The following is a 13,830-nucleotide window of genomic DNA, read 5'->3' on the forward strand; positions in this document are numbered from 1 at the left end:
GCCTGAAAACCAATCACTAGATTAAAAGACCAGAATCCGGCTTTGCAGGCAACTTGACTCAAACGTCCTAAACCAGGAAGCCCTCTGTCATTCATTGACGGAGGGCTTCCTGGTTCTCTCTTGTTTCTCTCAAACGGTTAATTAAACCCAAACCCAACCCCGGCCGTGGCCGAAGGGGACTTGGCGAGCGTTCCTTCGCCGTAGACAGAGAAGAACAATAGCTTCAGGCGAAACCCGGCGGTGAGCCCAAACTGGCTGTCCTCCACATTCAAGACAACAGGGTCTACTAGGTCAACGATTTCTCTGGCAGGAGGCGTCCCCCTGAACGTGGTGACAGGAAAGCGGCCGTTCACGTTGACATCGGTGGTGGCGTGGCTGTATTTCACGCCGCCGTAGGCGGTGATGACGCTTAAGGTTTTAGAGGCGACCAAGCTGACAGTCCAGGCTTTGGTGGTGAACACCAAAGCCTGGTTATCATAATAGCCGGGCTGTTGCTGCTGCGCAGTTTTGGCGGCGGCAGGATCTGGTTCCAAATTCAGGGCGGCGTTGGCTTCCAACTGCGTATATCCGCCGAAAGCGGCGATGTCAAACCCGGGAATGGCGCTGATGACGGGAATCCACTGCTTGAGGCCGTGCTTCACCCCTACGCCCCAGAGTTTGGTGGAGTAGTCTTCATACTTCACCTCCGGCACATAGCGCACCGCCACTTCGGTGTCTTTGACAAGGCCAAGGCTCACCTGCGCCATAGGAATGGGCACATTGCGGTAGCCAATACCCGGCGGAGTTCTGAAAGTTGCTTTCTCTCCCGCCCCGGTTGTCTCTACTTCCATTTGCGGCCCTTCTTCGTCTTCCCCAAAAATGGTGGGGGCAATAGGAGATTGGCCAGGTGACAGCCTTATCTTTTCCAACTCCAGGGTAGAGATATCAAACGTAGTCTGGTCTTTGGGCACAAACACACCGGTAGCAAAAAGACGCACGTCAAACCTGCCCAAGCCCATGGCTTTGCCCGAGTTGAACCAGCCGCCATTGAGCGCGTGCCCCACCGCTTTCCCGCCGGGTTCAAAATAAACCCTTATCAAGGTATTGGCGTCTTTGGTGCCCGCTTTTATGACCTCGCCAAAAGATTGCTGGGCCTGTGCGGACAATGGAGCCAGCACTATACCAGCCATCGGCAACGCCACTAAGCAAAATCTAAAGAGAGCCTGCGGAAAAGAATAAGCAAACAACATACATTCAAATAATTGAAAACCCTCAAACTTCTACATAAATAAGAATAATTCAAATATCGGGAGAGACTTTCCTTCCAATAAACGTCCGTTTTTGGCCTGTTTTCCTGAAAACAGGCCAAAAACGGACGTTTATTGGAACGTGTCATAGGCGAACTTGAGGATGATACCCGTCACTACCACCAGAAACAGCTTCCGGACAAAGCCAGAACCTTTGGCGAGCGCAATGCGGGTGCCCACCATGGAACCAATCACGCTGCTGATGGCCATGGGAATACCAATGTGGTACAAAATGTAGCCTTTGTAGCCGAAGTACAGCAAGGCCGACAGGTTGGTGGCCACGTTCACTACTTTGGCTGAGGCCGAGGCCGCCAGGAAGTTGAACCCAAAGATGCCCACGAAGATGAACATGAGAAAAGAGCCGGTTCCGGGGCCGAAGAACCCATCATAGAACCCGATCACCAGCCCCACGCCTACCCCGTACCAGATTTCTTTGGTCTGCGCCAGCTTAGGGGCATGAATAGCCCCGAAGTCTTTCCGGAAGAACGTGTACACCGCCACCGAGATCAGGAGCACCAGAATCAAGGGGCGCAGCAGGGCGGTATCAAAATGGCTGAGCGCCCGCGCTCCCAGAAACGAGAACACGAAAGCCGTCACCGCCGCGGGCAGCAACGCGCGCCAGTTGATTTCCACGTTTCTGGAATAGCGCCACATAGAGACGGAGGTTCCCGCAATACTGGAGAGTTTGCCCGTGCCAAACACCGTGGGGACAGGCACGTGGGGCAAGAACACAAACAAGGCCGGTAACTGGATCAATCCGCCGCCGCCTACTACAGAATCAATCAAGCCCGCCAGAAAAGCGAACAGGCACAGGTACAGGATATCCAAGGTTGAAGAGTTACGCCAGCGTTGGGGCAGATGAAACCGCAAATATTCTGAAAATGTACGGGCTAATCAAAACCGTCCACAACGGAAGAAGCAATTTTGGCTTATTTATAGAAAAACGCCCGCCCACTACCGCTGTTTGCTTGAGTACTTCCTTCTGCCCCTGCAAGTTAAAGAGTTCTACCAGTATCACGTAATACCCGATGGCCGCTTTGGAACCGGCTTCGGTCAGGCCATCCCACTGCAACACGCTCTCGGCCCCCAACAGGGTATTGGCCGAGAGTTTCCGGATGTGCCGCCCTTGCGCATCAAAGATGGTGACGGAAGCCACGAATCCCGCTTGCGGCAACCTGAACTGCAATAGCAAAGCATCATCTATCCCGTCTCCGTCTGGCGTAATGATTTTGGGCTGTAGGGTTAGCTTTTCAGTTGTAGTCACGCTTTCCCGGGCCTGTGAGTTTTCATAGCCCGGCGTAGCCTTCACGTCTGTTGCCGCCGAATGGAAATTTGCCGCTACGGAGGGCCCAGCAAGGGAAATGCGTTCCAAAGAAATCCCTTCGGCATCAGAAATAAGCTTGAAATGCTGGTCGTCTTGGTAGCTCACCTCGTCCATCACGGTGCCATCAGGTAAAAGCAACACCACGGTACCGGCTTCGTCTGGGTAGGGCGGCAAAGAAGGCATTTCAAGGAACCGGTTAGCGTGCCCGGCGGGGTACTCGCTTTGCAGCGTGGTGCGGCTGGTGGTGAACACCAGGTATTCGCCAGGCGCCAGGAGAACATGCTGGCTGGTGATTTCACGGACATTCGCCACGGCACCGCCATTTGCCCGGTTTGCCAATTTCCAGTTTCGCAGGTTCAGGTGTTTGGCAGACCTGTTTACCAGTTCCACAAAGTCAACCCCGCTGGGTCTGGGATTGAACAGGATTTCATTGATGACCATATCGCTTGGGGCGGGAATGGCGGGGAGAAGTACCGTCTGTTGCTGCGGCACAAGGGCGTTCCCGGCACAGTCTTTCAGGTTTTGTACCGTTACCGTATATTGCTCGTTTTCCCGCAAAGGCGTTGAAAGGGTTAGCTCTACCTCCGTTAGCCCCGGAGACAAAACCACCGCTTTTTGGATGGAAACCCCAGAGGAAATGGCGTACCTGTTCACCTGCGCGGCTTGGGTGCTATCCAGCGGCTCATTGAACGAAAGCAGAATTCTGGTAGGGTTAGCCGCTATTACTTGCTGAAAAACCGGTGGCGTTTGGTCTACCTCCTGCACAGAATTAGCCTGACCGGGAGTTCCGCCGCGCGGATGCACAGAGGCTTTCCACTGCGAGGCACCGGCACAAGTACTCTCTATATTAATAAGCTCTAAACTCCAGCCTCCCTCTCTTTTAGCGGTTTCACGGTACCAAGCGTTGTGATAGCGCACCAAATCTATCAACTGCCCGGCGGCATTGAATATCTCTATATCATCACCGCTGTCATTGAGGGAGGGAAAAGTAGCAAGCCCCAGCACCGGCCCAAACGGCCGATACAGCGCGGTATCAGTGGCGGCGCATACAATCAGGTAGGCACCCGGCTGCAGTACATAATTGGGGAAAGTACCCGAATTGTTGGTGGCATCTGAATACCGCCACCCTTGCAGGTTAAAAGCTTGGTTGCTTCGGTTGTAAAGTTCAATAAACTCGGCGGCGGGCAAATCCTGCAAGGGGTTGACATCGGCATACACCTCGGTGATCCGCACAGCACCCGGCTGGGCCGAAGGGGAAAAGACAAACGAACCAGTCAGGTTTTGCGTGAGATTGCCCGCTGCGTCTACCGCGCGCAGAATTTCTATCTGGTTGCTACCGGTTGTAAAATCCTGGCTGAATTGTAGGCGCACTATGTGCGGGGTGGTGGCGTCCCAATCTGCGGCAACCGGCAATGCGCTCCCGTTTAGCCGGTAATTAGACAACTGAATGGCATCTGTTTGTTGTATAGGTTCTGAGAAGGTTACCTCCAGAGTTCTGGAATCAGTAGCGATGGTGCTTACCAGACTGGCAACCCCTATATCTTTGACCGTAAAATCATCAAAATAGAACCGCTGGGCGTTGGTTTGAGAGTACCGGAAGAGAATTCCGGCGTAAGCCGAAGTGGTGTAACGCGCGTCCTGCACAGTGCCTTGTACTTCATACTTTTGCCGGGTACCGGTCATGTCCAGTTCCAGCGTCCATTGGTGGGTGGCGGAACGGGAAACTCTTACCCATACTTTATTATCTGAGGTGCCTACGGTTTTATCTGCCCCGTTTATCATCTTGGCGGCGGAGGTGCCGTCTTTGCGGTAGAGACTTACCTCATCCTGGGTATCGCCTATCCGTACAAAGTAGCCGCGTAACGCTCCTTCCAAATCTGGCAGGTCAGAAGTAAGATAGACTTCGGCCAGATTGCCCGAGGAAGTGGCAAACCCCAGTTGCACATAGAACTCCCACTGCGCCCCAACGGCTACCCTGTTTTGGGTAGACAAATGCAGCACCGTACCCGTTACAGCCGGGCCTTTGCTCTGCAATTGTCCGGCGGCGTTCACCTGGAAAAAATGCCTGTCGCCAGCCCAAACCGGGTTCTGGGTGATGTCTCCGTCGGTGAAAGATTCCTGTATCTGGGCCTGTAGAGCCGGTATAACCGCTAAGTATATAAATAATATAAGAAACAATTGCCGCATGCATAGCCTGTACTTTAATTATCATGAAAAGTTGGCTTACTTTGCAGCTGACCTAGAGCGTTTTCTGCCTGATTTTCAGAAAACAAGCAGAAAACGCTTTGGGCTAGACATCTGGGGGTAGACACGGCTGTGTTTTCCTTCGGGTTCAACGTGATATTTACAATTTACACACCCTTACATGAAAGTAGCTGTAGTAGGTGCCACCGGCTTGGTGGGTGGCGAAATGCTGAAAGTCCTGGCGGAGCGTAACTTCCCAGTAGACGAATTGTTATTAGTGGCCTCTGAGAAATCGGTGGGCCAGAAGATGAGTTTCAAGGGCAAGGAATATACCGTGATCGGGATGGAGGAAGCCATCGCGCAGAAACCGCAGATCGCTATTTTCTCGGCGGGCGGAAGCGTGAGCAAGGAGATGGCCCCCAAGTTTGCCGAGGCGGGCACTACCGTGGTAGACAATTCTTCTGCGTGGCGCATGGATCCTACCAAAAAGCTGGTGGTACCCGAGATCAACGCCTCTGAGTTGACCCCCGAAGACAAGATCATTGCCAACCCTAACTGCTCTACCATTCAGATGGTGGTAGCCTTGAACACTCTGCACAAGGCCCTCAAAGCCAAGCGCATTGTGGTCAGCACGTACCAGTCCGTGACGGGTACCGGCAAAAAAGCGGTAGACCAGTTAATGAACGAGCGCGCCGGGAAAGAAGGCGAGAAAGCGTACGCCTACCCCATTGACCTGAACGTGATTCCGCACATTGATGTGTTTGAGGCCAACGGATACACCAAGGAAGAAATGAAAATGGTGCACGAGACCAAGAAGATCATGGGCGATGACAGCATCAGGGTAACGGCTACGGCCGTGCGTATTCCGGTGATGGGCGGACACTCAGAATCGGTGAACGTGGAGTTTGAGAAGGATTTCACCCTGGAACAGGTGTACCGCCTGCTGCAGGAAACTCCCGGCGTAGTGGTGGTAGACGATACCGCCAACCTGCAATACCCTATGCCCATGGATGCCCACGGCAAAGACGAGGTACTGGTAGGCCGCATCAGACTAGACGAAACCCAGCCCAACACCTTAAACATGTGGGTGGTAGCTGATAACCTTCGGAAAGGCGCCGCCACCAATGCCGTCCAGATTGCTGAATACTTGGTAGCGCACAAACTGGTGTAACGTTGTCCATCTAGTTAACTAATAGGAAAGGCCACCTTTAGGGGTGGCCTTTCCTATTTCTGCCCATCAAGTTTTAAAACAACTAACGCAAAGCACCTCATTCAAGGAGCTGTTTTAAGGCTGTTTTTGGAAAAACAGCCTTAAAACAGGCGAGCTTACTGCTTCACCGTCTTCTTGAGGTCAATTCTGTAGCTGCTTCTCTGGGTGAAGGTTCTGCCGAACATGTCTGTGGCTTTCACCTCAATGGTATGTTCCCCAACAGGTAGTTTGGTGGGAATACTGCCCCGCCATACGTGCGTAGACTGAACGGCGTTTGAGGGCCGTCGGCCGGGCATCAGTTCTTCTGCGTAATCCCACTCCTGCAGGCTGTGCAGAAAGGTAGGGTCATGTTGTTTCTGGTACTCCATCTTTTGCCACGCACCGTTGTCTACCCGGTACATCACCGTATCCCGCTCACTGCCCATGAAGAAGTTCACATAGATGCCGGCCGAGGTGTTTCTGCCTTGTTCTACCACTTTGGGGGCAAAAACCTCCATCTGGTACTCTTCGGGTTTACCGGCTACTTTGTAGTCCACCACGTATTGGTTGCCTTTGAAGCGGAGGAAGGCATAGCCTTTGGGGGTTCCGTCACGCATGGTAGAGACGGGCACGCCCGCTTCGTTCAGCTTGCCTGAGTACCAGTCACCGGAGGTAGTGCCCACGTTGTAATGGTGGTGCGGCTTTTGTTGCCGCCAGCCTTCTGCCTGCGTGAAGAAATCCTGTTTCTGCAAATGCGTATGCGCTGAAAGGGAAAGAGTATGGGGAAAATCTTTGAGCAAATCAAAAAGCCGTTGCCGATCCTCGTCGCGGAAGGCGTCTCCGTCTGGTTCGCTCAACGGAATATGGAACGCCAGCACCACCAAGTGGTCTTTGGGCACGAATTTCAGGTCGTTCTCCACAAAGTCCAGCTGGTCTTTCCGGAAACCGCCCCAATAACTTTTGCCGTCCCGAGGGTCTGGGTAAAGCACATCATCCAGCACAATGAAATGGACTTTGCCGTAGTTGAAGGCGTAGTTGGCCGGCCCAAAGTGCGCCTCAAACGTTTCATCAGACAGGGAGTCGGCGGGGGCATCAAAATCCAGGTCGTGGTTACCCAGCAGGTTATACCACGGGATACCCGCCTTTTTCACCGCCTCAATGTAGGGGTTGAACAGGTTGAGGTCGTTTCCCACCAAATCTCCCAGGCTAAGCCCGAAAGGCACCTCTTTGATTCCTTCTACCTCAGAGACAATGCCCCGGGCAAAAAAATCCACTTCTTCTCTGGTATAGGGCTGGGGGTCACCAAAAATAAGGGCCGTAAAGTCTTCTTTCTCCCTGACCGGTAACAACGCAAAATCTACTGACCTAGGAAGCTTACCGGTGGGCGCCACTCCTTTGAATTTGAGGGCCGGTGAACCTTGAGGTTTATGAATGTAATAGAACTGGGGCAGGTTCTGCTGGTTAAGGGCAACCTGGTAGCCGCTGGGCTTGATCACCGACAGGATGTTGTCCTGCCCTACGGGTAGGGCATATTCTCCATTTTTATCCGTTAACACCACTTCGCGGCCATTGGAGACCGCCACCTGGGCAATGCCTTTTTCGGTTCGGTCTTTCTTGCCGTTTCCGTTGGTGTCAGCAAATACGTAGCCGTTGGCGGTGGTTTGCGCCTGCAGGGTAAGGGAAAAGCACAGACCGGCCATCAATAAAAACTGTTTCTTCATCATTTTTATAAAAAGAGAGTAGAAATAAAGGGGATTATGCGGGGGCCCGCTAGCTTAAAATTCGCTTTCTCAGAGTCATCACGGCCACCACCGGGTAAGTGGTCAGAGGCAAGTACCCGGTGCCCAGAAACGCTGAACTTGCTGCCGGGCGTGAAGGCAGGAAGCCACCCCAAAGGCGGCCCCAGCTTCTAAAAGGCGAATAAGGTTTCTTACGCTTACCAACCTGGGTTTTGGCCTAAGTTAGGGTTTTGCTGCAACTGGTTGAATGGGACAGGCCAGAGGTAGTTTTTACCTTCCTCAAACCTTCTGCCGGTGTTGATGATCAGGTATCCTTTCTCATCAGTAGGGAAACTGGCTACGTAGGTTTGGCTCCAGCTAGGGATCAGGCTCTTCTTCACCCCTTTCACATCCTGAGCCAGAAGGTGCCCCTGTTTCCAGCGCAGAAGGTCAAAGTACCGCTGGCCTTCCTGGGCAAGTTCTACCCGGCGCTCTCTCCTGAGTTCAGTGCGCAGCTCCAGCCCGTTGGCGGCCAGGGTAGTTATGTTCATGTGTACCATGCCTACCCGGTCTCTCAGTTTATTGACCGTTTTATCCAGATCCTGCTGCGTGAGCTTGCCTTGCTCCAACCGGGCCTCGGCGTAGGTTAACAACACCTCGGCGTAGCGAAGCAGGTGAATGTCATTATCATCTTTGTTATAGGTGCCCACGGCGGCTAAATCCACGTATTTGGTGAAGTAGAACCCGGTGCCCGTCACGGTTCCTTTTTTGTCGGCGTTGAACTTAGGCAGGTTGAAGACATCGCTGGGCTTGTCGTCCTGGTCACCGTCGTCTTTTCCGCCCCATTTGGCACCCGGCGCCAGAATGGTCTGCTTCATGCGGGGATCACGGTTCTTGAAAACATCTCCGTAAGTAGCTTCACTATATAAGGGCGAAACGTCTATGGGTAACCCATCGCTGGCCAGGTAAGCATCTACCAATGATTTGGTGGGACTAAAGCGGGCGGTCTGGTCTGGCACCTGGGTTTCGCGGCTCATGTTGTGCATAGACACGTTCTCTAAAAACATGCGGGCCAGAATGGTTTCTTTGTTCTTGCCCGCCGCTAGTTTGCCGGCATCGGTGAAGAGCTCGTTGTAGCTGGTGGTGGGGTTTCCGTTGGAGTATAAGGTGTAGACGCCAAGATCCATCACCGCCTTGGCGGCAGCCTCTGCCACCTCATACCGGCCGTAGAACAACGCTACCCGTGCTTTCCAGCCCAGGGCGGCTCCTTTGGTGATTCTGCCCAGGTTGGCTGCGCCATAAGTAGCTGGCAACCCCTGGGCGGCCTCGTCCAGTTCCCTCAGAATGAAATCTACTACTTCGGCCCGTGGGGTTCTTTTCCCGTAGATTTCGGGGTCACCAATGTTCAGGGTTTTGGTTACCAATGGTACATCTCCGTAGAAAAAAGAGAGGTAGCTGTAGAGAAAGGCGCGCATGAACCTAACCTCCCCCACGTATTGGTTTAGTAGTTTGGGGTCTACCACGCCTTCGGCTTTCTGGTAGTTTTCCAGAAAGTGATTGCATCTCCTGATACCGTCATACTGGGCCGTCCACTCACTGTTGAGGGTACCGGCCGTAAAATCAAAGTTACCGCTGGAGATGGCCTGGTAATCTGACCGGGGCGGATAGATGGTGTTATCGCCCAGGTTCTCCATGTCCACAAAGTTTTTACCTTTCAGAGAAGCGTACGTGCCGTTGACGGCCAGTTCCAGTTGATCCTGGGTTTTCCAGAAGGTAACGTCTGTGATGGCATCTAGGGGTTTGCGTTCCAGAAAGTCATCTTCGCAACTGCTCAAAGAGGCACCTAGTACAACCGCTAAAGCAAAGGAGGTTACCCCAGCAGAGGCCTTGCGGAGATACGCACTTGAAATCTTGGGAATATATTTATGTCTCATGATACTCTTTAAAAAAATGGGCGGAAAAAGGGCAGCGGGCACCACCTAATTGGTTTGCCTGCGCAATAGGCACTGCCTTAGCGCTTGGGTTAGCCGCCGCTTCCCTGCCAGCCGTATTACTTGAATCTTACATTAAGGCCCACAATAAACGTCTTCACCTGCGGGTACATGCCTCCGTTGGTGGTGGCTCCTCCCAAACCGGCGGTTTCAGGGTCATAGGCGTAGAAGTAGTCTGTTCTGGTAAACAGGTTCTCTGCCGACACATACACCCGGAGGTGGTCAATCCTAAACTTGGTGGTTAGGAGGTTGGGGAGAGTGTACCCTACCTGAATGTTCTTCAGGCGCAGGTAGGCGGCATCTTGCAACCAATGCTCAGACAAGCGCATAGTAGCGTTGCGGGTGTCTGAATAGGTGAACCGGGGGTACCACGCATCAGTGTTCTCCGGGGTCCACCGGTCGCGGTGCACTTCCTGCGGAAAGGCTCCGTTCACGTGGAAGGCATGGATACCAGGGCCTGATATGTAGCCGTTCGCCTTGCCAACGCCTTGCAGGAAGAAGGAAAAATCAAACGCCTTGTAAGCAAAGTCACCCCTGAAAGAGAACGTGTAGCGGGGGAACGCATCCCCAATTACCGTACGGTCTTTATCTGCGGTGATTTTCCCATCTCCGTCTAAATCCACGAATTTCAGGTCTCCGGGGCCCACCTTGCCTTTATCAGCGTCAAAAATGGGGAACAGGGGTGTCAAAACACCTTTCTCATCCTTGGTGAAATCCATTTCCTGGGCCAAGCCTGCCGTTCTATACCCATAGTACGCATCAATGGGGTAACCCACTTGCCGAATGAGGTTGCCAACGGTAGGCGGTGCGCCCCCCAGGTTCACTACTTCGTTTTTCACGTCAGACAGTTGCGCCGTGAATCCATAGCTGAACTCCTTTTTCTGATCGCGCCAGCCCAGGCTAACTTCCCAGCCTTTGTTTGAAACTTCGCCGGCATTCTGGTCGGGTACTTGCAAGCCTAGAATGTCTGGCTGCGGCACTTTGAGTTGGATGTTCTTGGTTCTTCTGTCAAACAAATCGGCCGTAAACGTGAGCCGGTTGTTCAGGAATCCCAGGTCAAGGCCAATATTGCCCATGCTTGCCGTTTCCCATTCAAGCAAAGGGTTCGCCAGTACTTGCTGGGCGAGCCCCGAAGTCAACGCATTGCCAATGGGCATGGTGGTGACGGAGGTAAGCACCGGAACGTAAGGATACCACTCTGAATAGGCAGCCCCGTTTGCCCCGTACTGGCCCCCTAAATCACCGTAAGAGACCCGTAGCTTTCCTTCGCTCAGCCAAGCAAGACCGGTACTCTCCTGCACAAATTTTTCCTGGGTAAACCGCCAGCCCACAGAGCCGGAAGGAAAGAACCCATACCGCCGCGAAGGAAGGTACCGGGACGACCCATCATACCGGGCATTCACCTCCAGCAGGTATTTATCTTTGAAGCTATAGTTGATTCTTCCAAAATAAGACCGCAACGCCCACTGGTAGGCGTCTCCGGTGGCTCTTGGGTCTATGCTTCCCAGGCTGAACACCGGCACCTCATCGCTCACGAAACCCATTTTAGAGGCATACCAGGAATCATACCGGAACTCTTCCTGCTGATACCCCAGCAACACCCTCAGGTTATGCGACCCCAGGTTGGCCTCATAGTTCAACTGCCCAGACAGCAGCTCTTTCCTTTCTTTGTAGTCCCGGTTTTCCAACTGGTTATCGGTTCGGTTGCTGTACCAGAAATCTCCCGTTTCTGGGTAGAAGTAGTCAATCTTGCGCGAAAAGGTGGATCTGAGCTGATTGATGGAATTTAGGCCGTATTGGCCCCGCAGGCTTAGGTTCTTCAGGAGGTGAACCGTACCCGCCACGCTGCCATAAAACTCTTGGGAGGTAAAGTTGTTGTAACCACCATCTATAGCCACGGCCAGGGGATTGCTGGAGCCGCCGCCGTACCCCCAGTTACCGTTTTGAAACCTTACCGGATCAAGAGGCGACATGGTTAACGTAGTATAGATGGGCCCCGAATTATGGTCAGTGCCCCCGGCCGGTTGGTTCTGCGACCGGTCTATGTAATTGAAATTGGCATCCAGATCCAGCCGGCCGAAAAGCTTCTGCGCGTTCAGGCGGAGCCTGGCATTATTACGTTTGGCCCAGTATTGGTCTCCTTCCACCAACCCTTCCTGGCTCAGCCGTCCGTAGGAGGCATAATAACTCAAATCAGAAGATCCGCCGTTCAGGCTTAGGTTGTGGTTTTGCTGAGGGGCATACTTTCTAAAGAGCTCCTCAGACCAGTTGGTGTTGGCAAAGTAATTGGGGTCTGACCCCTCCCGTGCCACCTGTATTTGCTCTTTGGTATACGTGGTGGGCAGGTTCACATTGCGCTGAGATTCATTGAGCATCTCCATGTATTCTGCTGAGCCCAGCATCTTAGGCAGCGCCGTGGGGGTTTGCACTCCGTAGTACCCACTATAGTTGAGTGCAGGTGACTGATTGAATTTACCGCTTTTGGTGGTGATCAAGATCACGCCGTTGGCCGCCCTTGACCCATAGATAGAGGCAGAGGCCGCATCTTTCAAGACAGACACGCTTTCAATATCATCTGGATTGATGGAGTTGATGTCTACGTCTGGAATGCCGTCTACCACCACAAAAGGCTCAGAGTTGTTCAGGGTGCCTACGCCCCGTATGCGCAGGGTGGCGCCTGATGCCCCCGGGAAGCCCGAGGCACTCACGGCGGTGAGGCCTGGCGCCAGGCCCTGCAAAGCAGACGCCGCATTGGTTACAGGCCTGTTTTCCAGCGCTTCGGCGCTAATGGACTCCACCGCCCCGGTTACATTCACCTTTTCTTGGGTGCCATAGCCCACCACTACTACCTCCCCCAAGGCCTTGGCGTCTTCCTGGAGTACTATGTTAAGCGAAGTCTGGCTCCCCAGGGCTACCTCCTGCTTAACATACCCGATGTAGGAAATGACCAACACCGGTTCGTCCATCTCGGCAATAGTCATGGAAAACGCCCCTTGCACGTCAGTGAAGGTTCCGGTGGAAGTCCCTTTCAGAAAAACCGACACACCCGCCAAGGGCTGCCCGGCGGCATCTTTCACCACCCCAGACACTCTTCTGCTCTGCCGGTCTTGGTTCCAGAGTTCAGAAAAAGACCCACTGGTGGCAGAACCCTCAGATTCCTTTGCGACCCCATGTCCCGGGGAAGCCCCAAGCATTGCCAACAGCAACAGGGAATACCTGTAACAGAAGCCCTTCTTGCTGTTTTCTGGTAATTTTAATCTCATTGTTACGCTTTATTAAAAGTGAATTTGTTGTCTTGTCCGTAAGAAATCTCACCAGAGCAATGGAAGGAAGGCAAGAACAGCAGGGAAAACAGAGAGGGAGAAGGTGGAATAGAAAGGAGGAAAAGGAATAAGGCTTAGTGCCATAGAACGCCTGTTCCCCAAAACCATGGGGCCCACTTGTACAGGCTTTTTCGCAATTTCTTATTAGTGTCCTACCGCTGCTTGGCTCTACCATATGCCTTGTAAGATTTAAGGCAAAACTAGGCGGCAGGGGTTACCTCAATATTTATAGTATATTATGAGACTATTAAGAAACAGGAGGCAATCTGAAAAAACTTAACAAAAACATAACCATCCTTTGGCAGTATCTAAAGCTAAACATGCTCTTAGGCTGGGTTGAGGCTACAATGCCCTTCCCTTACCAAAGGAGATGGACAGACGAAGTATTTTTGGGATCAACTGGAGCAAGGGAGTAATGCCACCCTCATCGCAGAAAAGGGTGAAGCAAAGCCCTGATGTATCAAAGCAGCAATAGAAGCCGAAATGACAGGACTGGAGTTAAGGGAGTGAGTCTTTTTTAAAGCTTCTCATTCACCAGTATTTAAAGCAATTGCGCTTGTTCTGTCGCTTTCAGGCTACTTTTATGAAAACAGGCCAAAACAAGAGGTTTATTTGCACACTGGCGTAAGCATCCCCCACTTGTACCTCCGTTTTCAGGTTATTTTTATAAAAACAGGCAGAAAACGCTAGACAGCATTGGTGTTTTGTAAAAGGGAGAACAGAAGAAGGATTGTTCGCTCCCAGACAAAAACACAGGTTTTAGAAGCGTATGTAGTTTACCCAAAACAGGATAAGGCTTTCGCGTGGTTTAAGAA

The 13,830-nt window shown here is 52.5% G+C and carries 7 protein-coding genes; 1 reads left to right on the forward strand and 6 read right to left on the reverse strand.

The annotated features are described in order from the left end of the window. Positions 1-137 precede the first annotated feature (137 nt). The 3 genes from HHO50_RS03710 to HHO50_RS03720 form a co-directional block, all read right to left on the reverse strand. Positions 138-1,169: a DUF6588 family protein gene (locus HHO50_RS03710; protein WP_181304649.1), complete on the reverse strand. Its 1,032-nt coding sequence runs from the start codon at positions 1,167-1,169 to the stop codon at positions 138-140. A 189-nt stretch (positions 1,170-1,358) separates the two neighbouring features. Beyond that, entirely contained in the window at positions 1,359-2,114 is a 756-nt protein-coding gene (locus HHO50_RS03715; RefSeq protein WP_181304650.1) for a TSUP family transporter, read from the reverse strand. 10 nt (positions 2,115-2,124) lie between these two features. Continuing rightward, a complete protein-coding gene (locus HHO50_RS03720; RefSeq protein ID WP_181304651.1) occupies positions 2,125-4,797 on the reverse strand; it encodes a lamin tail domain-containing protein in 2,673 nt (890 codons plus the stop codon). Between the two features lie 178 nt (positions 4,798-4,975). Here HHO50_RS03720 and HHO50_RS03725 point away from each other — a divergent pair, with 178 nt between their 5' ends. Then, on the forward strand, positions 4,976-5,965 hold the full coding sequence (locus tag HHO50_RS03725) for an aspartate-semialdehyde dehydrogenase (RefSeq protein WP_181304652.1): 990 nt from the start codon (positions 4,976-4,978) through the stop codon (positions 5,963-5,965). A gap of 155 nt (positions 5,966-6,120) precedes the next feature. Here the strand turns inward: HHO50_RS03725 and HHO50_RS03730 are convergent, their stop codons facing one another. The 3 genes from HHO50_RS03730 to HHO50_RS03740 form a co-directional block, all read right to left on the reverse strand. Next, positions 6,121-7,704 (reverse strand): calcineurin-like phosphoesterase family protein, encoded by a 1,584-nt coding sequence (locus HHO50_RS03730; RefSeq protein ID WP_181304779.1) that lies wholly within the window; start codon positions 7,702-7,704, stop codon positions 6,121-6,123. Positions 7,705-7,919: 215 nt separating this feature from the next. Beyond that, entirely contained in the window at positions 7,920-9,635 is a 1,716-nt protein-coding gene (locus HHO50_RS03735; protein ID WP_181304653.1) for a RagB/SusD family nutrient uptake outer membrane protein, read from the reverse strand. 116 nt (positions 9,636-9,751) lie between these two features. After that, a complete protein-coding gene (locus HHO50_RS03740; RefSeq protein ID WP_181304654.1) occupies positions 9,752-12,955 on the reverse strand; it encodes a TonB-dependent receptor in 3,204 nt (1,067 codons plus the stop codon). Between the last annotated feature and the right edge of the window lie 875 nt (positions 12,956-13,830).

Source organism: Rufibacter sp. XAAS-G3-1 (assembly GCF_013623775.1).
Classification (GTDB): domain Bacteria; phylum Bacteroidota; class Bacteroidia; order Cytophagales; family Hymenobacteraceae; genus Nibribacter.